Origin of the sequence: Blastomonas sp. AAP53, from assembly GCF_000331245.1 — a bacterium.
In the GTDB taxonomy this organism is placed as follows: Bacteria; Pseudomonadota; Alphaproteobacteria; order Sphingomonadales; family Sphingomonadaceae; genus Blastomonas.
Genome location: NZ_ANFZ01000002.1, coordinates 46368 through 67594, shown reverse-complemented (window position 1 = coordinate 67594; position 21227 = coordinate 46368). Strand labels below are relative to the sequence as shown.

Genomic DNA, 21227 nt, shown 5'->3' with positions numbered 1-21227 from the left:
CGTGGCACATTCGCCAGACACCCCCCGCTCAGCCTGAGCCTGTCAAAGGCCCCGCGCTCCCGCCGACCTCATAGCGAGGCCTTCGACAAGCTCAGGCTGAGCGGATGTGGGTGAAGGACAATAACAACCTAGGAGAGAGCCCGATGGATATCACCCAGATCATGTACCGCCCCGGCCTGATGGCGGGCGAGCGAATCCTGGTAACCGGGGGCGGTACCGGGCTGGGCAAGGTGATGGCCGAAGCGTTCGCGTATTTGGGGGCCGAGGTGCATATCTGCGGGCGGCGCGGCGCGGTGCTCGAGGCGACCGCAGACGAACTGATGACCCGGCAAGGCGGGACGGTGGGCGCGCACGCGTGCGATATCCGCAACCCGCAAGCGATCGATGCGATGGTGGATGCGATCTGGAGCCAGCACGGGCCGCTGACGGGCCTCGTCAACAATGCGGCGGGCAATTTCGTCAGCCGCACCGAGGACCTCAGCGTCAATGGCTTCAACGCCATTTCGGACATCGTGTTTCGCGGTACCTTCTACATCACCCACAATATCGGCAAGCGGATGATTGCCGAGCAGATTCGCGGCAACTTCCTGGCGATCCTCACCACCTGGGTGTGGAATGGCGGGCCGTTCACCGTACCGTCGGCGATGTCGAAGGCGGGGATCAACGTCATGACGCAAAGCCTTGCCACCGAATGGGGCCGCTATGGGCTGCGCTTCAACGCGATCGCGCCGGGCACCTTCCCCACCAAGGGCATGACCGAGCGGCTGTCGCCCGGCAACGCGCAGGGGCTGCAGGGGCAGAATGCCGACCGCAGCAATCCGATGGGCCGGGTGGGCGAAATGCACGAACTCGCCAACCTTGCGGTGCTGCTGATGGGGCGCGGCGCGGACTATATCAACGGCCAGACCATCGCCATCGACGGCGCGGGCTATCAGGCCAATTCGGGCAATTTCTACCAGAGCCTGTCGCGCATGGATGACCAGCAATGGGCGGACATGGCGGCGATGATTCGCGGGGCGAACGACAAGGACAAGGCGGCGCGCACGACGGAGTGAATCAACAGCGCGACGGTCTCAACATTCCGTAGCGTTATGGCCCGGTCCGGCATACGCTTGCGCAACGGAGAGCAGGATCGAATCAGAGGGAAAACCATGATCGAGGCACCACGTCATTTCACCGAGAACGCCGAGGGGCGCAACAACCCGGTCAACACGCTAGCGCAGCGCGTGACCATCCGCCGGATCGAGGACATCCACGATGCGGCGGTGGCGCTGCACGAGATGTCGCAGACGCGTGGTTTTCGCGTTGCCGCCTGCGACGACATCTCGTCCAAGGAGCCGATGGTCGATGCCGATGGTGCGATCATCAACGGTGAGATCTTCGGCTGGATGGCCGATGGCGAGCGCTGGTGGGAGGACACCCGTCTGGCGCTCAACTCGCCGCTGCCGCGCGCCTGCCGCTACGAGAGCGAGCCCTTCTGGTGCAACGAACACGGCATGTTCGGGCGCTGGCGCAACGAATATCTCGAGGAGATGGACCTCACCGATTTCCGCAAGCGCTCGCTGGTCCATGCCGCGATCGTGGTGCCGGTGCACCTGCCCTTCGGCCAGATCTCGGCGGTGAGCTTCACCCCGCTCGACAAGAGCCTCACCGACCTGTCCGAAGCCTTCGAGAAGCACGCAGACCTGATGGCCGCGATGACGCGGCGGTTCATCGCTGGCTATGTCACCGTCATGCGCACCAAGCGGCGAATTCCGGCGGACTGCATGCTGTCGAAGCGCGAGGTCGAATGCCTGCGCTGGGCGGCGATCGGCAAGACCGACAAGGAAATCAGCATGATCCTCGACCGCAGCCACGCCACCATCCGCTACCACATCCACCGCGCAGGCGAGAAGCTGGACGCGGTCAACCGCAGCCAGACGATCTTCAAGGCCGGGCAACTGGGATACTTGGGCGCGAGTGATTGAGGAAAAATCCTCCTCCAGCTCGCTGGGGGAGGGAGACCGACCGCGTAGCGGGTGGTGGAGGGGTAGCGGGTGCGCGCTTCGCCTCATCGATGTGCTATCCCGCTTCCCCTCCACCCCCGACCTACGGTCGGCGGTCCCCCTCCCCGAGACAAGCTCGGGGAGGATTTTTCACCCCACCACCCGCACCGGCTCTGACCCATCCCAACCCTTCGCCGCATCGGCAATCATCGCGAAAAACCCCTCGCTGCCGCTCGCCGGTTGCAGCACCTCGACGATTGCCCCCGCATTGGGACGCGTTTCGGCGGGGCCGCAATCGGCATAGATCACCGCGCCATCGGCCCCCACCTTGCCCTCGACCAGCACCAGCCCGCCGCCCGCCTCGACCGCCGCGCGGGCACCCGCGATATCGTCGGTCAGCAGGCAGACATGGTGCATCGCGCCATCTGCGGGCCGATAATCGCCGCGATAGATCGAGGGCGCGTTATTGTCCTGCCGGATCAGCTCGATCTGCACATCGCCCCATTGCGCCAGCGCGATGGTGAACTTGCAGTCGGATGGTGCGCCCATGAAGCGCCCGTTCTCGAGCACGATGTTCTGCATGACAAAGAACGGCCCCACGCCCATGCTCTGCGTCCAATGGGCCAGCGCCGCATCGAAATCGTCCGGCACGAACGCGATCTGCATCGGCCTGCCGATCGCGGAAATGCTCGAAGCGGTCATGGCGGCGTCCTCCTGCACTGATTAAACCAATAGTGTCATTGGCTCCCTGCTTTCTGGCATGGTGCGCGAAATTGCCATTGACCAATTTGGGAGGGCCCGCATGGCCGAGCGCGATCCATCCGATAGCCTGACCCCGGACTGGGCGGCGTCGCGCAAGCTGCGTGCGTACGAGATCCGCCGCAAGATCGTCGCCAATGTCGCCGCCAGCACCACCGACATGGCCGAGGGCCCGCTGCCCCTGCACAAATCAGTCTATATCGATGAGGCGCGCTTCCAGGCGGAGCGCGAGCGCCTGTTCCTGGGCCAGCCTCTGGTCGCGGGCCTCACCGGCGACATTCCGGAGCCCGGCGATTATCTGGTGTTCGATGCCGCCGGCCCCTCGATCCTGGTGATCCGCGGCAAGGACGGGGTGGTTCGCGCATTCCGCAACCTGTGTACGCATCGCGGTGCCAAGCTGGTCGAAGAGGCCGAACCGTTTACCGGCAAGGCGGCGCGCTTGTCCTGCCCGTTTCACGCCTGGACCTTCGACAATCTGGGCAAGCTGATCGGTCAGCCGGGCAAGGCGGGCTTTGCCGATTGCGAGATCGGCGCGCGAAACCTGCTCGAACTGCCGTGCAGCGAATATCTCGGGCTGATCTTCGTGCGCGCTTCCGAGGGCGAACCGATCGATGCGGCCGCGCATCTCGGCGAGTTTGCCGATCAGCTGGCGCTCATCGAGCTGCACCGCGCCGTGCCGGTGAAGAAGGGCATCTTGCATGCGCAATCGAACTGGAAGTTCGCGCTCGATACCTATGGCGAGGGCTATCATTTCGCAGCATTGCACGCCTCGACCATCGGCCAGACGCATTACAACGACATTTCCGTGCTCGAACGCTTCGGTCGCCACCACCGCATCAGCTTCCCCGACAAGACCATTGGCGATCTGGTCGGCAGGGACGAGGCGGACTGGCCCGACACCGAATATGGCGGGGTGCATTACCTGTTCCCCAACACGGTCGTGTTCTTCGGCGCGGTGACGCCGGGGGTGTATTTCACGCAGGTGTTCCGGCTGTTCCCCGATGGCGTCGGCAAGACCCGCTGCCAGTTCGGCGTCTATGCGCCGTTCGGGGTGATCGACGAGGAATATCGCGGCGTGTGCGAGATGGCGTACGATGCCACCGCCGAGGTGGTGCAGTCCGAGGACTATCGCGTCGCCAGCCACGGCTACGCGAACCTGATGACCGCGCCTGAAGATTTCCACGTCGTGCTCGGCGCCAACGAAAGCGCGCCGCAGGCGGTCCACCAGCACATCGCGGAGGCGATCGGCATGCCGATTTAGTTCAAGCCGGTCCCCTGCGCAGGCAGGGGTCCATCACCTGCCGGTTGCACCTGGTGCCAGGTCAGGAGATGGGCCCCCGCCTTCGCGGGGGAGCGATAGAAAAAAGACGAACGAGGAGAGTATTCCATGGAAGATGCGAGCCGGACCTATCCTGCCGACCGCTGCCCGGCGATCACGGTCGACGAGATTCTCGACCTCGACAGCCGCGAGGTGCCGCCCGAGGTACGCGGCGACAGCTGGCGCGATCTCGGCACCGAACCGGTCACCGCCGAGCGCTATACCAGCGCTGCGTTCTTCGAGGCCGAAAAGAAGCACATGTGGCCCCATGTCTGGCAGATGGCGGCGCGCGAGGACGAGCTGCTGCAGCCGGGCGATTATGTCGTCTACAACAATGTCGGCCGCTCCTATCTGATCATGCGGCAGGATGACGGATCGGTAAAAGCCTTCCACAACGTCTGCCTGCACCGCGGCCGCAAATTGCGCACTGAAAGCGGCTCTGCCGATGATCTCACCTGCCCGTTCCACGGCTTTGCCTGGAAGACCGATGGCGCGATCAAGCACATCCCGTGCGAATGGGACTTTCAGCATCTGAAAGAGCGCGACATGAGCCTGCCCGAGTTGCGCGTCGAGCGCTGGCAGGGCTTCATCTTTGTCACCGAAAGCGCCACGCAGGTGAGCTTGCGCGACTATATGGGCGCGGAAGTTTACGACCGTTTCGGCCGCTGGCGGCTCGACGAATGCTATACCGCTCTGTGGGTCGGCAAGGTGATCAACGCCAACTGGAAAGCAGTGTCCGAGGCGTTCATGGAGGCCTGGCACTCGATCGTCACCCACCCGCAGATCCTGCCCTATACTGGCGATGCCAACACGCGCTATTCGATGTGGGGTGACCATGCCAATCTGGCGCTCACCCCGTTCGGTCTGCCCAGCCCGCATCTGGCAGCGGACAACCTCAGCGAGGACGATATCATCGCCGCGTTCAGCCGCACCTCGGGCCGCTCGGCCTCGCTCGAGGGTCGCAAGCTTGCCGATGGCGAGACCGCACGCACCGCGATGGCCGAGACCAACCGCGCCAATTACCTTGATGCGCTCGGCTATGACAGCTCGGACATTTCGGACAGCGAGATGCTCGATGCGTTTACCTACAACATCTTCCCCAATCTCTCGCCCTGGGGCGGGTTCGTGCCGAACATCGTCTATCGCTGGCGCCCCTGGCCCGACCAGAATGCGACGCTGATGGAAGTGCGGCTGCTGGGCCGCAAGCCCAAGGACGGCGCGATGCCCGAAGCGGCTGAAATGCGTTTTCTCACGCCGGAAGAGCCTTGGGCCACGGTCACCGAATGGGGGGCGCTGGGCGAGGTGTTCGATCAGGACATGGAGAACCTGCCCTATGTGCAGGAAGGCCTGATCGCGTCGGCCAACAACCGGGTGGAACTCGGCCGCTACCAGGAGGGCCGCATCCGCCAGTTCCACCAGACGATGGACAAGTATCTGGCGGGGCAATTGCCATAACTCAGACAGACTTTACGCCCCCTCCCGTCTGTCCCGAGCGAAGTCGAGGGACGTACGCGCAGGGGGTGGCGCAAGGTCCCTCGACTTTCCGGCAAAGCCGGAAAGTTAACCCAGAGCGGCTGGCTTGCCAGCCAGTCGAAGGGCTCGGGAACACGGGAGAATTTCACGACATGGCATTTAGTGGCCCCGCAGAAGACCAGATCGCGATCCGCGCGCTGATCGACAGCTATACCGATGCGGTGTTTCGCCGCGACCCTCAGGACTGGGGCGCGACCTGGACCGAGGACGCGCTATGGAACCTGATGGGCACCGAGGTGCGCGGGCGCGAGGCGATCGTCGGCCTGTGGACGCAGGCCATGTCCGGCTTCCCGTTCGTGGCGTTCTTCGCGCAGATGGGGAGCCTCGCCATCGATGGCGACCGCGCCACGGGCCGGGTCTACACCCACGAATATCTCGAACTCGCCGATGGGTCGGTCAGCCGCCCGATCGGCCAGTATCTCGATGTCTACGCCCGCACCGCCGATGGCTGGCGCTTTGCCGAGCGGCATTTCAGCGTCCTGAAGGAGACCCAACCCAAATGAGCATAGTCATCGCCGGAGAGGTGGATTTTCCACCCGAAAATCGCGACGCTGCGCTGGCTGGCGCGAAAGAGCTGATCGCCATGGCGCTCGCAGAAGCCGGCTGCCGTCACTACGCCTGGAGCGCCGATCCGCACGATCCAGGCCGGGTGCATGTGTTCGAGGAATGGGACAGCGCCGACGAGTTGCAGGTCCATCTCGAAGGGCCCGCCTATCAAGGGATGCTGGGGCACCTCTCGCAGTTCACGATCCTCCATGCCGATACGCGCAAATACCGGTTCGACCTGAAGGAGCCGGTCTACGGCCCCGATGGCGTTGCCACCGCGCGCTTTGTCAGCGAGGCCGCAGCATGACCGACCTTTCGGGCAAGACCGCGATCGTCATCGGCGCGGCGGGTGACCAGAACATGGGGCAAGTGATCGCAAGGTTACTCGCGGGCGCGGGCGCGAAGGTGATCGTCGCGGGCCGCAAGCGCGAACCGCTCGAAGCGCTGGCCGCCGAGATCGGCGGCGAAGCAGTCACCTGCGACCTCACCTCGCGCGCGGATGTCGATGCGCTGTTCGATGGTGTCGCCGCGCGCCACGGCAGCGTCGATATCGCGATCAACGCCACCGGCTGGGGCCTGATGAAGCCCTGGGCCGATGTGACCGATGAAGATCTCGCCCAGATGGTCGCGCTGCAGTTCACCGGCGTCCACCACCTGCTCAATGCCTGCCTGCGCACGATGACCAACGGCGGATCAGTGATCCAGATCTCGTCGGCCACCACGCAGTGCCTGATCCACGATCACGCCGCCTATATCGGCACCAAGGCGGGGTCCGAGGCGCTGATCCGCTGCTTTGCCAACCAATATGGGCCGCAGGGCATCCGCGCCAATATCGTCTCGCCGGGGCTGACCGCGACGCCGATGGCGGCGAGCGCGGTGGCGACCCCAGGGCTGGAGGCAGCCTTCGCGAAGGAATATCCGCTGGGCCGCATCGGCACGGCGGACGATATCGCGCACACCGTGCTGTGGCTGTGCGACGATCGCACCTTCGTGACCGGGCAGAATATCCATGCCAATGGCGGGCTCACTTTGCGGCGCAATCCGCGTCCGGAGGAAATCGCGGCATCCGTAGGGGCAGCCATGGCGGCGATGGCGCAGTAAGGTTACCCGGCGGCCTGATTGCAGCAAAGCTCCGCATCTGCTGGCACATTGCAAACGTAACGCTATAGTGCTGCACAATCTGCCCGCGCATTCGGGTCGCAACCAGGGGCCAATTATCACGTGAAGAAAGCTGCTGTCATCGGGTCGGGATTCGGCGGGCTGGCGCTCGCCATCCGCCTGCAATCTGCCGGAATTGCCACCACCATTATCGAAGGCCGCGACAAGCCGGGCGGCCGCGCCTATTTCTGGGAAAAGGACGGTTTCACCTTTGACGCCGGTCCGACCGTGATCACCGATCCGCCATGCCTCGAGGAATTGTGGGCGCTGAGCGGCCACCATATCAGCGAGGATGTCGAGCTGATGCCGGTGATGCCGTTCTATCGGCTCAACTGGCCCGACGGCACCAATTTCGATTATTCGAACGACGAGGCGGGCCTGCGCGCCGAGATCGAGAAGCTCAACCCCGCCGATGTCGCGGGCTATGACAAGTTCCTCGAATACAGCGCCGGCGTACACGACGAGGGCTATCTCAAGCTCGGCCACAAGGCGTTTCTCGACTTTGCCAGCATGATCAAGGCCGCGCCCGCGCTGATGAAATATCAGGCCTGGCGCTCGGTCTATTCGATCGTTTCGTCGTTCGTGAAGAACGAGAAGCTGCGCGAGGCCCTGAGCTTCCACACCTTGCTCGTCGGCGGCAACCCGATGAAGACCAGCTCGATCTACGCGCTGATCCACAAGCTGGAAAAGGACGGCGGCGTCTGGTTCGCGCGAGGAGGCACCAACAAGCTGATCGCCGGCATGGTCACGCATTTCGAGCGGATCGGCGGCACGCTGCGCCTCAATGATCCGGTCACCGAGATCGAGACGATGGGCGACAAGGTCACCGGCGTGGTGACAAAGAGCGGCTGGCGCGAGAATTTCGATGCGGTGGCCAGCAACGCCGACATCATGCACAGCTATCGCGACCTGCTGGGCAAATCGGGCCGCGGCAAGCGCGCGGCGGCGAGCCTCAAGAAGAAGAAGTTCTCGCCCTCGCTGTTCGTCGCGCATTTCGGCATCAAGGGCGACTGGCCGGGCATTCCGCACCACATGATCCTGTTCGGCCCGCGCTACAAGGGCCTGCTCGACGACATCTACGACCATGGCGTGCTGTCGAAGGACTTCTCGCTCTACCTGCACCACCCGACCGTCACCGACCCCAGCATGGCGCCTCCGGGCCACAGCACCTTCTATGTCCTGTCTCCCGTGCCGCATCAGGGCAAGCTGCCGATCGACTGGAAGGAAATGGGCCCGATCTACGAAAAGCGCATTCTCGACGAGATCGGCCACCGGCTGATCCCGGACATCCACGAGCGGATCGTCACCAGCTTCCATTATACGCCGCAGGATTTCAGCAGCGATCTCAACGCCCATCTGGGCAGCGCGTTCAGCCTCGAGCCGTTGCTGACGCAGAGCGCGTTCTTCCGCACGCACAACCGCGATGATGCCATTCCCAACATGTATTTCGTGGGCGCAGGCACGCATCCGGGCGCGGGCATTCCCGGCGTGGTCGGCAGCGCCAAGGCCACCGCCGCGCTGATGCTCGAAGACATGCTGTGATCTGAACCCCTCCCCGGGGCTTGCCTCGGGGAGGGTCGATCCGCGCAAATGGCTGGCGCCTAACGTCCCGCCATTTCCTTGACCCGTGCCAGATAGGTGCGCCCGACGCGCAGTTCGCTACCGTCGGCCAGGCACGCGAACCACACGCCGCCGCCATTGTGGCGCAGCGAGGTGATGTAGTCGTTGCGAACGATGTGCGAGCGGTGCAGGCGGACGAAGCGCGACGGGTCGAGCCGCTCTTCCAGCGTCTTGATCGTCTCGTGCATCAGATAGCTGCGCGTGCCGACATGCAGCCGCATGTAATCGCGCTCGGCATCGATGCGCTCGATCAGGTCGGCATCGATCCGCTTCAATTCGCTGCGGTGCGGCACCCAGAACTCGCGCACCCAGCCGCCGGGAACGGGCTCTGCCGGTTCGGGATTGGCCAGCACCGCGCTGCGCCGTTCGAGCACGCGCGCGACGGCGCGCTCCAGCCGGTCGGTGGCGACGGGCTTGAGCAGATAGTCGATGGCCGCCAGATCGAACGCCTCGACCGCGAACGCCTGATAGGCGGTGACGAAGATGATCGCGGGCGATTGCTCGGTCTTGCCCAGCGCGCGCGCGACACCCATGCCGTCCAGTCGGGGCATGTTGATGTCGAGGAAGATCAGCTCGGGCCGCAACTGTTCGGCCAGCCGCAGCGCCGATTCGCCATCGCTCGCAGTGCCGACCAGCGCGATGCGCGGCAACCGCGCGCACAGCAGCTGCAACCGCTCGACCGCGAGCGGCTCGTCGTCGACGATCATTGTACGCAAGGGCGCACCATCAGCCTCAACAGTCATGGCGCACCGCCGGCAACGTCAGTTCGACCACAAAGCCTCCTTCAAAAGGTGCATGCCATTCAATCCGTGCCGCGCTGCGATAGCGCGCATCCAGCCGGTCGCGCACATTGGCAAGGCCGATGCCGCTGCCCTTGTCCGAATCGGTCGGGATGACATCGCCATCATCGCTCACCGTCAGGCGCAGCACGCCATCGGCCTCGCGCGCGGCTACGCGGATGGTGACTGGCCGCGTCGCGCGGGCGACGCCGTATTTGATCGCGTTTTCGACCAGAGGCTGCAGGATCAGCCCCGGCACGCAGCAGTTCATCAGTTCATCGGGAATGTCGATCTCGATCCGCAGCCGGTCGGGAAAGCGCACCGCCTCGATCGCCAGATACAGCTGCTGCAGTTGCACCTCGTCGGCCAGCGGCACATCGTCGAGCGGATCGCCGGTCAGGCTGGTGCGGTAGAAGGTCGACAGGTTCATGATCATCGATTCGGCCTCGTCGGGCCGGTTGCGCAGCACCAGGGTCGAGAGCGAGTTGAGCGTGTTGAACAGGAAGTGCGGATTGACCTGATAGCGCAGGGACCGCAGTTCCGCCTGCTGTGCGGCCTGGGCAAAGCGCGCGGCGCGGCGTTCGGCGGTGCGGACCTCTGCGGCATAGCTGAGCGCAAGATAGAGCATCGCCCAGGAGCTGAGGAAATAATAGCTGGAGATGGCGAACTCGATCACGTTGGCCACCGGATCCAGCGTGACGATCTTCTCGTTGAGCTCATTGTCCTGGAACACGCTCATCGGATCATAGACGTTGAACGCGTAATAGTTGAACACCGAGATCGCCAGCGCTGCCGGTACCGAGCCGACCACGGCGGCCACGATGCGCGGGGTCAGCGGCTTGTCCTCGAACCAGCGCAGCGCGAAATACATCACGATATTGACCACCACGCCGAACACCGTCACCGCGACGCGGCGGATGACCAGCTCTTCCTGCGCGGGAAAGTCGAGCACCGCCGCGCGCAGCGTGACGATGATCATGTAGAACAGCCAGAACCCCAGGATCGAGAGCAGCGCAACCTGCTGATCGACGCGGGGGCGGACATGGGGGATAACGGGCATCTTCATCGCCATCCGTCTTAACCGGCGATGAGCGGCCTGTCTGCCCTGCCCCCTCATGCTGGTCGAACGGGGGACCTGTTTGGTCGAAAGCAAACCGCCCCTGGTCAGATACTCACTCGGCCAGCGCAACACCGGGGCTGCGCGGATCGGCATAGCCGGTCCAGCTCTTGCCGTCGAACTGCGCCGCGTTGAGCTTCGATCCCAGGTCGCTCACCACCACCGGCTGGCCGAATGCGGCGAGCGCCTCGTCCATGCCGCCCAGCTCGGTCTTGCCCTCGACCATCAGCGAGCCATTGCCGAAATAGATATTGGGCAGGGCAAGCGCATCGCCTGCGGGCAGGCCGAAATCGATCACGCCGATCAGCGCCTTGGTGACGTGCATGATGATGCGCTTGCCACCGGCAGAGCCCACCGCCAGCACCGGGCGATCGGCAGCGTCATAGACGATGTGCGGCGACATCGACGACAGCGGCCGCTTGCCGGGCTGCACGCGGTTGGCGACCTTGGCGCCGTTCTTTTCGGGCGCGAAGGTGAAATCGGTCAGCTCGTTGTTGAGGAAGTAGCCGTTGGCGATCAGCTGGCTGCCGAACGGGCCTTCGACCGTCGAAGTCATGCTGACGACATTGCCTGCGCCATCGACCGCGACGAAATGCGTGGTTCCGGCGACCTCGCTCGAGACAGCGGCGGTGCGCGGCTGAGCCCCCGGCGGCGTGCCCGCCTCATAGCGGTTCAGCGCCTTGCCCGGATCGATCTGTGCTGCGCGGCTCGCGACATAGGCCGGGTCGAGCAGGCCATTGACCGGCACCGAGACGAAATCGGCATCGCCCAGATAGGTCTCGCGGTCGGCATAGGCGAGCTGCATCGCCTCGCCGATCAGGTGCCAGGTCTTCGGATCGCTCTGACCCATGCCGCCGATATCGTGCGGCTGGAGCATGCCCAGGATCTGCTGCACCGTGGTCGCGCCAGAGGACGGCGGGCCCATGCCGCAGACCTTGTAGCCGCGATAGCGCGAACACACCGCAGGGCGCTGCTTGGCCTTGTAGGCAGCCAGATCGGCCAGCGTCATTTCCACCGGGTTGACCTGTGCCTTGCTCACCGCATCGACCAGGGCCTGGCCGTGCTTGCCGGTGTAGAAGGCATCGGGGCCACCCTTGGCGACCGCGCGCAGAAGTTCTGCCAGCGCCGGGTTGGTCACGCGATCACCGGTCTTCTTGGGGCCCGTCGCGTTCCAGTAGATCGCACGGGCATCGGGAAAGCGCGCCCAGATCGGCGCGAGCCGCGCGAGCGCATTGGCGAGCGCGTCATTGACGACAAAACCCTCGTCGGCCAGCCGGATCGCGGGCGCGAACAGGTCCGCCCAGGGCAGCTTGCCCCATTTGGCGTGGGTCATCGCCATCAGCCGGATATTGCCGGGCACACCGACGCTGCGCCCGCCCTGGAACGCTTCGACAAACGGCAGCGGCTTGCCATCTGCCCCCAGCAGCAGCTGCTCGCTGGCAGACGCTGGCGCCATTTCGCGCCCGTCGATGGTAGACAGCTCGCCGGTCGAGGCATCGTGATGGAGCAGCAGCCCGCCGCCACCGATGCCTGAGCTCTGCGGTTCGACCACGGTCAGCGCGAGCATCATCGCCATCGCCGCATCGGCAGCAGAGCCACCCTTGCGCAGGATTTCCTGGCCCGCAGCGGTCGCGCGCGGATCAGCCGACGAGACCACGCCCTTGCCCGGCGCGGCGGCGGCCGAGGTCTGAGCCGGCACCGGAGCCTGCGCGTGGCAGGCCATCGAAAAGGAGGACAGGGCGAAGGCAGCTGCGAGCAGCGGGCGGGACAATGCGATCATACCCCAGTTATACCGCCATGTTGCGCTGCGGCAAGCGCCACATCAGGCGGGCAGCGCGTCAGCCAAGGGCGCAGACCGCCCGGCCCACAATTTCTCGTGAAAGAAGAAGGCGACCGCGTTCACCATCGGCTCGATGATCGCCAGCCCACTGGCAATCTCGATCGATCCGGTAAACGCATAAGCCACGGAAAACCCGATGGTGAGGTGTACCGCCAGATAGCTCAGGGTCTTGGCAAGATCGCGCGGCATCTCAAATCTCCTGTCATGCGGCAACAGGCTTATTGATAATGATTTGCATAACGGAAAGCCAATGAAGGTTTTGCCGAGCGTTGATCGAGCTGGTCGATCAAAGGCCCAGTACGAACAATGTGCTAGCATCCCGCCAGGTGGACAGGCGATGGCAGGCGGCAACAATTGCTGGTCCCCTGCGCAGGCAGGGGTCCATCTCCTGTTCTCGCCGCTTTCGCGCCGTCAATGAATGGATTCGAGAGCTCTGGAGATGGGCCCCTGCCTGCGCAGGGGACCGGATGGGTGTCGCCCCTCAATCGACCCCGACAGCCTCGGCCAGCGTCGCAAAGCCGTCGCGCTTGAGCAATGCCTTCAAGCCCCGGTTGATCTGCGCGGCCAGCCCTGGCCCCTCGTACACCAATGCCGAATACAGCTGCACCAGCGACGCGCCTGCGCGGATGCGGGCATAGGCATCCTCGGCGCTGGCAATACCACCCACGCCGATCAGCGGGATTGCGCCGCCGCTGGCCGTTCGGAAGTCGCGCAGTCGCTGCTGCGCCAGATCGCGCAACGGCGCGCCCGACAGTCCGCCGGCCTCCCCTGCGTGGCGCGAACGCAGCGCAGGACGGCTGATCGTGGTGTTCGACACGATCAGCGCATCGAGCCTCTTGTCCATCGCGATCCGGGTGATGTCGTCGATATCCGCTGGCTCCAGGTCCGGCGCGAGCTTCAGAAACACCGGACAGGTGGCCTGGCCGCGCGCCTCCAGCACCGCATCGAGCAGCGCAGACAGCGCACCGGCGTCCTGCAGCGCACGCAGGCCGGGGGTGTTGGGCGAGGAGATGTTGACCGTGAGATAGCGTGCGAGCGGTGCCATCGTGCGCGTCATCACTGCATAATCGGCAATGCGGTCGGTCGAGTCCTTGTTCGCGCCAATGTTGACGCCGATGATCCCGGCGCGCCCCTGCCCCGCATGCAGCCGCGCGACCACCGCATCGGCTCCATCATTGTTGAAGCCCATGCGGTTGATCACCGCCTTGTCCTCGACCAGCCGGAACAGCCGCGGACGCGGATTGCCCTCCTGCGGCAGCGGCGTCACCGTGCCGATCTCGACAAAGCCGAAGCCGAAGCCGAACATCGCATGCGGCGCCTGCGCATTCTTGTCGAACCCTGGTGCCAGTCCCACGGGGGTCGGGAAATCAAGTCCCGCCACGTTCATTGCCAGCACCGGATCGGCGGCAGGTGGCGCAGAGGCAGGCGCAAGGCTGAGCGCGGCGATGGTCAGCCGGTGCGCGGCCTCGCCATCGAGCAGGAAAAGGGCGGGCCGGGCGATCGAAAACAGCATGGCACAGCCTATGGCTTTGCGACGGGCCGATGGTCAAGCGCGGGGCTGAAGGTTTACCCGGTTCGCCCTGCCGTATACGGTTTGCCATAACCAACGACATGATAACGGAAAGTCACCTTATGAGCCTGCGCCCCTTCGCCTGTGCCCTGTTGCTGGCCACCAGTCCGGTGGCATGGACCGGCATGGCCTCTGCCCAGTCAGCTCCTGCGGCTCCCGCAGCAGCCGAATCGCCCAGCGCCGAACTGGCGGCATTCTTCGAGCAGGTCGATGCGGCCAACCTCGCCGCATCGCCGCAGGGCAAGGCCTATCGCGGCATTCGCGATGCCGATTACGGCAAATGGAACGATCCGTCCGATGCCGCCGAAGCTGCCGACTTCGCGCGCGGGCAACAGGCGCTTGCATCGATGAAGGCAAGGTTCGATCCCGAGACGCTCTCGCCCGAGGACCGGCTGAGCTACCGCTTGTTCGAATATCAGGCCGAGCGTGCTGCCAAGGCGCACCCCTTCCGCCGCAACGGCTATGTCTTCGACCAGATGAACGGCGCGCAAAGCCAGATGCCCGCGTTCCTGATCAACATTCACCGCGTGGCAAACAAGAGCGATGCGCAAGCCTATGTCATGCGGCTGCAGGGCATCGGGCCGCGCCTCGACGGCCTGATCGCCGAGGCGCGCGTGCGCGCCGATGCCGGCGTGATGCCGCCGAAATGGGTTTACCCTTTTGTCCTCGATGATGCGCGCAACGTCATCAAGGGCGCACCGTTCGACAATGGCGCGCCATCCACGCTGCTGGCCGACCTGAGCAAGAAGGTCGAAGCGCTCGACCTTCCCGCCGCCGACAAGGCCACGCTGATCGAGGCCGGGCGGCAGGCGCTGCTGACCAGCGTCAAGCCGGCGTATGAGCGACTGATTGTCGAAATGGAACGGCAGCAGGCGATCGCGCCTGCCGAAGACGGCATCTGGCGGTTCAAGGATGGCGCGGCATATTATGCCGAGCGGCTGGCCAATTACACCACCACCGATCTGACCCCGGATGAGGTCCACCAGATCGGGCTCGACAATGTCGCGCGCATCCATGGCGAGATGCGCGCCATCATGAAGACCGTCGGCTTTTCCGGCACATTGCAGGAATTTTTCGCCTTCGTCCGCACCGACGACCGCTTCTATTTCAAGACGCGCGAGGACTATCTCGCCACCGTCGACGACAAATTGAAGGCGATGCAGGCCAGGCTGCCCGACTATTTCAACACGCTGCCCAAGGCACCGCTGACGGTAAAGTCGGTCGAGGCGTTTCGCGAGAAATCGGCCGGAAAGGCGTTCTACCAGAGCCCCGCGCCCGACGGATCGCGCCCCGGCACCTATTATGTCAACCTCTACAACCTCAAGGACATGGCCTCGACCGAGCTGGAGGCACTGGCCTATCATGAAGGCCTGCCCGGCCATCACCTGCAGCGCGCGGTGCAGACCGAACTGGGCGATCTGCCGCCGTTCCGGCGCTTCGGCGGGGTCACCGCCTATACCGAAGGCTGGGGCCTGTATTCGGAGGAACTGGGCAAGGACATGGGCTTTTATGAAGATCCCTATTCCGACTTCGGCCGGCTGGGGATGGAATTGTGGCGCGCCTGCCGCCTGGTGGTCGACACCGGTATCCACCACAAGCGCTGGAGCCGCGAACAGGCGATCGGCTATCTGACCGACAACACCCCCAATCCCGAAGGCGATATCTCCAAGGCGATCGAGCGGTACGTGGTCTATCCGGGCCAGGCCACGGCCTATATGATCGGCAAGCTGAAGATCATGGAACTGCGCGAGCGGGCGCAAAAGGCGCTGGGTGAAAAGTTCCAATATGGACGTTTCCACGATGCGGTGCTGAAAAGCGGGCCTGTTCCGTTGACCGTCCTGGAAGAGCGGATCGACAGCTGGATCACCCAGGGAGGCTAAAAACCAGGAATGGGGCCAGTTTTCGGGAGCCCACGGATTTTACTCGATTTTTCAATATGTCGAATCCATCCAATCCTCGATTGATCGCATCTCCTATAGCCGCCTTGCGACCCGAAGGGCTCAAGGCGGCAACGCCGAGAGTTCTTTTCCTAATAGGCGATCCTGCACTTTGTGGCGGGATCGCCTTTTTTTTGGTCCGGATTGGAGGTATAGGCATCAGCGGGTCGACAGAACGATAAAACCGGCACGGCGGGGCTCAACAGGGCCTTTGACCGTTGCACGTGTGATTGGGGTCGCGAATGCCGAATCTCGAATATGCCTTGCCAGGCGAGTCGCTGCGTGAGTTCGTGTCCGTCTATTATCGTTTTGATTGCCCGGAACCTTATATCGTCGATGGCGAGCGCGCCGCGATCGCACAGCTCAGGCTGGGCACCTGTGGCAGCGTCACCATGCACTTCCCCGATGGCACCTCCACCCGGTGCACCGGCGCTGTCCTGATCGGCCCGACGACCGCGGCCGTGCGCTTCGAAATCGAAGGGCCGTTCCATATGTTCGGCCTGGGGCTGACCGCTGCGGGATGGGGGGCGCTGACCCAGCAGAGCGCCGCCGATTTTCTGGATCGCGTCGTTCCGGCATCGACCATCTTCCCCAATATCGACCAGCGGCTGGAGCTGGTGCGCGAACTCGATTCGCTGCCCCAGATGTGCGCTGCGGCCGATTCGATCCTCCAGCCGATCATCGAGGAGGCCAGCGCCGAGATGATCGCCTTCACCCGGATGGTCGATGGCTGGCTTGCCTCTGGCGTGTCACCGATGGTCAACGATCTGCACGCGCAGAGCCGCCTGTCCGAACGGCAGCTGACCCGGCGCGTCAAGCAGCTGTACGGCATGCCGCCCAAATATCTCTCGCGCAAATACCGCGCCCTGCGCGCGGCGCGCGCGCTGATCGATGCGCAGCCGGACGAGGCGGACTTCCTGCGCGATGCGTTTTACGACCAATCGCACATGATCCGCGAATTGAAGCTGTTTGCGGGAACCACGCCGACGCGATTGCGCACCGGTGAGGGTGATCTGGCCCGGCTGATCGACCAGCGCGGCCAGTTGAAGGGCAGCATCAACCCGCTGGTGGCAGAGACCTAAATCACGCGTGCGGCCCTCAGCTGCGCAGCGTGAGCTCGAGCACGTTGCCGTCCGGTTCACGGCGATAATCGGTGATATCCGCCCAGGCCTGGATCAGCGCCAGCCCAGCCCCGCCGCCGCGATCCGGATTGGGCCCATCGCTCTGCACCGCAGTGCGCAGGTCGAACGGCGGGCCGTTATCGCCCAGCCGGACCTGCGCCCCGGTCGCGGCGTCCTGCAGCTCAAGCCAGCCACAAAAACCGCCGGTGACGCCGCCATGATCGTAAAGATTGGTCACCGCCTCCTCGACCAGCACCGCCAGCTTTGCCGATTGTGCAGGCTTTAGTGTATGCTCCTGGCTGAACGCGCGGACCAGCTCGACCGCGCGATGTATCGATTCGGGACCATTCGCGTCCAGATCGCAACGATGCGGTTTCAAATTGCGCCGGTTCATGCACAAGGTTATGCCATGTTGGCGGGCAAGAGGGGATGCATATTATGAAATGCGGACTGCTTGTTACATTTTCACTTCTGGCCATGGCTGCTCAGCCGGCCTGGGCCGATATTGGCCGCATCAAGAAGAGCGGCGGAGAAGCCTCGATCGAGCGTAAGGGCACACGGGTCAGCCCGGCGGTCGGTACCGCGCTGCTGCCCGGCGATGTTCTGGTCACCGGCAAGGGCGGACAGATCGCTGTATCCTTTGCCGACAACACCCGCTTTTCCGTCGGCCCCAACAGCCGGGTCGCCGTCGACAAGTTCGACTTTGATCGTACCACGCGCAGCGGCACCTTTGAAACACGGGTCGAGCGCGGATCGCTAGGCGTCGTCTCGGGCCAGATCGCCAAGTCACGGCGCGACGCGATGAAGGTGCGCACGCCGACATCCTTGCTGGGCGTACGCGGCACCCGTTTCATCGTGAATGTGCCCGGATGATGCGCGCCGGGGGGCTGGGGGCAGCGCTGCTGCCGATACTGTTGGCGGGATGCGCAGGGCCATCTTTGCTGCTGCTCGATAACGAGGACGGATCGTCCGAAGGCGCGCTTGCCGTCATCGACGAGCGATGCGCCAATCCGGAAGGATCGACCATCGCGGGTTCGTTCACGCGCACCAAGCTCGCCGGTTGCGCACCGCGGCCCAAGGGCGTGGGCCAGGACGGGTTGAAGCCCGACGAGCGGATGCTGATCAACGATCTGCCACCACCGCCTGCCCGGTTCATCATGTATTTCGTGCCCGATACCACCGATCTGGCACCGGGATCCGAGGGCATGATCGAGGCGCTGGATCGCCACTTCAAGGCACGGCCAGGCGCGGAGATCGAGATCATCGGGTACACCGACACGGTCGGCAAGCCCGACTATAACCTCGTCCTCTCGCAAAAGCGCGCAGACGAGATCAAGGGCAGGCTGGTGCAACTGGGCTTTCCCACCGATGCGATCACCACCACCGGCCGGGGCGAGAGCGAATTGCGCTTCGAGACACCCGACGAAACCGAAAATGGCGGCAACCGCCGGGTGGAGATCATCGTCCGCTGATGGTCCGGTCTTGCCAGCGCGCGCACGGTCATTACGACCGTTGCGATACGCTCGTCATGCAGAGGCCCCATGCTCACCGACATCCAGATTTCGCGCGCCGCCACGCTTCAGCCGATCGCCACCATCGCCGACCGGCTGGGGCTGACGTCCGCTGCCGTAGAACCTTACGGCCATTACAAGGCCAAGATCGATCTGACCGCCGCCGGGCTTGATGGCGCTGCGGCCAAGGGGCGGCTGATCCTGGTCACGGCGATCAACCCCACGCCTGCGGGCGAAGGCAAGACCACGACATCGGTCGGGCTTGCCGACGCGCTGAACCGGATCGGCCACAAGACCGTGCTGGCCTTGCGCGAACCTTCGCTCGGGCCCTGTTTCGGTACCAAGGGCGGCGCGACCGGCGGCGGCTATGCGCAGGTCGGGCCGATGGAAGACATCAACCTGCATTTCACCGGCGATTTCCACGCGATCACATCGGCGCACAACCTGCTGTCGGCGATGATCGACAACCATATCCACTGGGGCAACGCACTCGACATCGATGTCCGCCGGATCGTCTGGCGGCGGGTGCTCGACCTCAACGACCGCGCGCTGCGTTCGATCGTCCAGTCGGTGGGCGGCGTCGGCAACGGCTTCCCGCGCGAAAGCGGCTTCGACATCACCGTGGCGTCCGAAGTGATGGCGATCCTGTGCCTGGCGCGCGATCTGGCTGATCTCGAGGAACGGCTGGGGCGGATCGTCATCGGCTATACCCGCGCCAAAACGCCGGTGACCGCGCAGGATCTCAAGGCCGCAGGCGCCATGGCGGTGCTGCTGGCGCAAGCGATCAAGCCCAATCTGGTGCAGACGCTGGAGGGCAACCCCGCGCTGCTGCACGGTGGGCCGTTCGCCAACATCGCGCATGGCTGCAATTCGGTGATCGCCACCCGCGCCGCGCTGGCGCTGGGTGACTTCGTGGTCACCGAGGCTGGCTTCGGCGCGGATCTGGGGGCGGAGAAATTCTTCGACATCAAATGCCGCCAGGCAGGACTGACCCCGGCCGCGGCGGTGATTGTCGCCACGGTGCGCGCGCTCAAGATGAACGGTGGCATCGCCAAATCAGACCTGGGAAGCGAAGACGTCGAGGCGGTTCGGCGCGGCAGCGTCAATCTGGTGCGGCATATCGAGAACCTGCGCCAGTTCGGCGTGCCGGTGGTCGTGGCAATCAACCATTTCCACAGCGACAGCGATGCCGAGATCGCGGTGCTGCTGGAGGTCGCGCGGGGCCAGGGCTGCGAGGCGCATGTGTGCCGCCATTGGGCAGAGGGCGGCGCGGGCGCAGAAGGCCTGGCGCATTCCGTCGCGGCGCTCGCCACCAGCGGCGAGGCGAGCTTCCAGCCGCTCTATGCCGATGATCAGCCGCTGATCGCCAAGATCGAGACAGTGGCCAAGCGCATCTACCGCGCCGAATCGGTCTCTGCGACGCCTGCGGTGCTGGCGCAGCTCGATCGCTGGGAGCAGGCGGGGTACGGACATCTGCCGGTGTGCATGGCCAAGACGCAGTACAGCTTTTCCGCCGATCCCAGCTTGCTGGGCGCACCCACGGGCCATGTGCTGCCTGTACGCGAGGTGCGGCTGAGCGCGGGCGCGGGATTTGTCGTGGCAATCTGCGGCGAGATCATGACGATGCCCGGCCTGCCCCGCGTGCCTGCGGCCGAAACGATCCGCCTCGATGCGGATGGCCAGATCGAAGGGCTGTTCTAGAAGCCTTCCCCCTCCCGCTAACAGGAGGGGGAAGCTGATATCAGCCGTTCACATCGGCCTGGGTCACCGGAACAATGCGGATTTCGACGCGGCGGTTCTGCGCGCGGCCGTCTTCGGTGGTGTTCGATGCCACCGGCTGCGATTCACCGAATCCGCGCGTTGCCAGACGAGCCTGCTGGACCCCGCGGGTCGAGAGATAGCTGGAGACCGACTGCGCGCGCCGCTCGGACAATGTCTGGTTGTACGCGTCGCTGCCGGTCGAATCGGTGTGGCCGTACACGTCGATATAGGTGCTCTCATACTGCACCAGGGTCGAGGCAACGTCGTTGAGCGTGTTGCGGAATTCCGGCTTCACCGCCGAGCTGTCGACATCGAAGGTCACCTGGCTGGGCATGTTGAGCAGCAGGCTGTCGCCATCGCGGACCACATCGATGCCGGTCCCTGCAGTCTTCTGGCGCAGTTCGCGCTCCTGCTGGTCGAGATAATAGCCAATGCCGGCGCCTGCGACCGCGCCGATGCCTGCACCGACGATCTTCTCGGTCCGATCACGGCGTCCGCCGACGATGTCACCCAGCAGATAACCACCCAGAGCGCCGCCGATTCCGCCAATCGCGGACTTGCTGATGCGCTGCTGTCCGGTTTCGGGGTCTGTGACGCACGCCGCCAGCGCCAGGCTGGAAAGTCCTGCAAACGCAGCGATACGGAGGGTTCTGGAATTCATGGATTGGCTCC

The 21227-nt window shown here is 64.4% G+C and carries 21 protein-coding genes; 13 read left to right on the top strand and 8 right to left on the bottom strand.

All coding sequences use genetic code 11. The annotated features are described in order from the left end of the window. Window positions 1-143: 143 nt before the first annotated feature. A complete protein-coding gene (locus D618_RS0100350) occupies window positions 144-1055 on the top strand; it encodes an SDR family oxidoreductase (protein ID WP_017669491.1) in 912 nt (303 codons plus the stop codon). A 96-nt stretch (window positions 1056-1151) separates the two neighbouring features. Next, entirely contained in the window at window positions 1152-1967 is an 816-nt protein-coding gene (locus D618_RS0100345) for a LuxR C-terminal-related transcriptional regulator (RefSeq protein ID WP_017669490.1), read from the top strand. A gap of 168 nt (window positions 1968-2135) precedes the next feature. Here the strand turns inward: D618_RS0100345 and D618_RS0100340 are convergent, their stop codons facing one another. Then, window positions 2136-2687: a VOC family protein gene (locus D618_RS0100340; RefSeq protein ID WP_017669489.1), complete on the bottom strand. Its 552-nt coding sequence runs from the start codon at window positions 2685-2687 to the stop codon at window positions 2136-2138. A 100-nt stretch (window positions 2688-2787) separates the two neighbouring features. Here D618_RS0100340 and D618_RS0100335 point away from each other — a divergent pair, with 100 nt between their 5' ends. From D618_RS0100335 to D618_RS0100310, 6 genes are all read left to right on the top strand, one after another. Further along, on the top strand, window positions 2788-4005 hold the full coding sequence (locus tag D618_RS0100335) for an SRPBCC family protein (RefSeq protein ID WP_017669488.1): 1218 nt from the start codon (window positions 2788-2790) through the stop codon (window positions 4003-4005). Between the two features lie 126 nt (window positions 4006-4131). Continuing rightward, complete coding sequence (locus D618_RS0100330) at window positions 4132-5517, top strand: aromatic ring-hydroxylating dioxygenase subunit alpha (protein WP_017669487.1); 1386 nt, start codon at window positions 4132-4134, stop codon at window positions 5515-5517. A gap of 170 nt (window positions 5518-5687) precedes the next feature. Then, entirely contained in the window at window positions 5688-6098 is a 411-nt protein-coding gene (locus D618_RS0100325) for a nuclear transport factor 2 family protein (protein WP_017669486.1), read from the top strand. Further along, window positions 6095-6448, top strand: a complete 354-nt coding sequence (locus D618_RS18850) for a putative quinol monooxygenase (protein WP_017669485.1) — start codon at window positions 6095-6097, stop codon at window positions 6446-6448. The genes D618_RS0100325 and D618_RS18850 overlap by 4 nt, the downstream gene beginning before the upstream one ends. Continuing rightward, the gene (locus D618_RS0100315; RefSeq protein WP_017669484.1) at window positions 6445-7242 is read left to right on the top strand and encodes an SDR family oxidoreductase; all 798 of its coding nucleotides are present in this window, start codon (window positions 6445-6447) and stop codon (window positions 7240-7242) included. Before D618_RS18850 ends, D618_RS0100315 begins: the two co-directional genes overlap by 4 nt. A 120-nt stretch (window positions 7243-7362) precedes the next feature. Then, window positions 7363-8841 (top strand): phytoene desaturase, encoded by a 1479-nt coding sequence (locus D618_RS0100310; protein ID WP_017669483.1) that lies wholly within the window; start codon window positions 7363-7365, stop codon window positions 8839-8841. Window positions 8842-8900: 59 nt separating this feature from the next. On the opposite strand, the gene D618_RS0100305 is transcribed toward D618_RS0100310, so the two are convergent. From D618_RS0100305 to D618_RS0100285, 5 genes are all read right to left on the bottom strand, one after another. Beyond that, window positions 8901-9662, bottom strand: coding sequence for a LytTR family DNA-binding domain-containing protein (locus tag D618_RS0100305; RefSeq protein ID WP_040369969.1), 762 nt, complete (start codon window positions 9660-9662; stop codon window positions 8901-8903). Next, on the bottom strand, window positions 9652-10758 hold the full coding sequence (locus D618_RS0100300; RefSeq protein ID WP_026091119.1) for a histidine kinase: 1107 nt from the start codon (window positions 10756-10758) through the stop codon (window positions 9652-9654). The genes D618_RS0100305 and D618_RS0100300 overlap by 11 nt, the downstream gene beginning before the upstream one ends. A gap of 112 nt (window positions 10759-10870) precedes the next feature. Continuing rightward, window positions 10871-12595, bottom strand: a complete 1725-nt coding sequence (gene ggt / locus D618_RS0100295; RefSeq protein WP_017669480.1) for a gamma-glutamyltransferase — start codon at window positions 12593-12595, stop codon at window positions 10871-10873. Window positions 12596-12637: 42 nt separating this feature from the next. Next, the gene (locus D618_RS0100290) at window positions 12638-12844 is read right to left on the bottom strand and encodes a DUF2061 domain-containing protein (RefSeq protein ID WP_017669479.1); all 207 of its coding nucleotides are present in this window, start codon (window positions 12842-12844) and stop codon (window positions 12638-12640) included. 292 nt (window positions 12845-13136) lie between these two features. Continuing rightward, complete coding sequence (locus D618_RS0100285; RefSeq protein WP_017669478.1) at window positions 13137-14168, bottom strand: quinone-dependent dihydroorotate dehydrogenase; 1032 nt, start codon at window positions 14166-14168, stop codon at window positions 13137-13139. Window positions 14169-14287: 119 nt separating this feature from the next. Here D618_RS0100285 and D618_RS0100280 point away from each other — a divergent pair, with 119 nt between their 5' ends. Both D618_RS0100280 and D618_RS0100275 read left to right on the top strand, forming a co-directional pair. Further along, window positions 14288-16105, top strand: coding sequence for a DUF885 domain-containing protein (locus D618_RS0100280; RefSeq protein ID WP_017669477.1), 1818 nt, complete (start codon window positions 14288-14290; stop codon window positions 16103-16105). A 299-nt stretch (window positions 16106-16404) separates the two neighbouring features. After that, window positions 16405-17244, top strand: a complete 840-nt coding sequence (locus D618_RS0100275) for a helix-turn-helix domain-containing protein (protein WP_017669476.1) — start codon at window positions 16405-16407, stop codon at window positions 17242-17244. A gap of 16 nt (window positions 17245-17260) precedes the next feature. Here D618_RS0100275 and D618_RS17235 read toward each other — a convergent pair whose 3' ends face one another. Next, entirely contained in the window at window positions 17261-17677 is a 417-nt protein-coding gene (locus tag D618_RS17235; RefSeq protein ID WP_017669475.1) for an ATP-binding protein, read from the bottom strand. A gap of 83 nt (window positions 17678-17760) precedes the next feature. Here D618_RS17235 and D618_RS0100265 point away from each other — a divergent pair, with 83 nt between their 5' ends. The 3 genes from D618_RS0100265 to D618_RS0100255 all read left to right on the top strand — a co-directional run bounded on the left by D618_RS0100265 (window position 17761) and on the right by D618_RS0100255 (window position 20495). Further along, window positions 17761-18156 (top strand): FecR family protein, encoded by a 396-nt coding sequence (locus tag D618_RS0100265; RefSeq protein WP_017669474.1) that lies wholly within the window; start codon window positions 17761-17763, stop codon window positions 18154-18156. Then, complete coding sequence (locus D618_RS18845; protein ID WP_017669473.1) at window positions 18153-18755, top strand: OmpA family protein; 603 nt, start codon at window positions 18153-18155, stop codon at window positions 18753-18755. The genes D618_RS0100265 and D618_RS18845 overlap by 4 nt, the downstream gene beginning before the upstream one ends. Before the next feature lie 69 nt (window positions 18756-18824). Next, on the top strand, window positions 18825-20495 hold the full coding sequence (locus tag D618_RS0100255) for a formate--tetrahydrofolate ligase (RefSeq protein ID WP_017669472.1): 1671 nt from the start codon (window positions 18825-18827) through the stop codon (window positions 20493-20495). Between the two features lie 40 nt (window positions 20496-20535). Here D618_RS0100255 and D618_RS0100250 read toward each other — a convergent pair whose 3' ends face one another. Continuing rightward, window positions 20536-21216 (bottom strand): OmpA family protein, encoded by a 681-nt coding sequence (locus D618_RS0100250; protein WP_017669471.1) that lies wholly within the window; start codon window positions 21214-21216, stop codon window positions 20536-20538. Window positions 21217-21227: the final 11 nt, after the last annotated feature.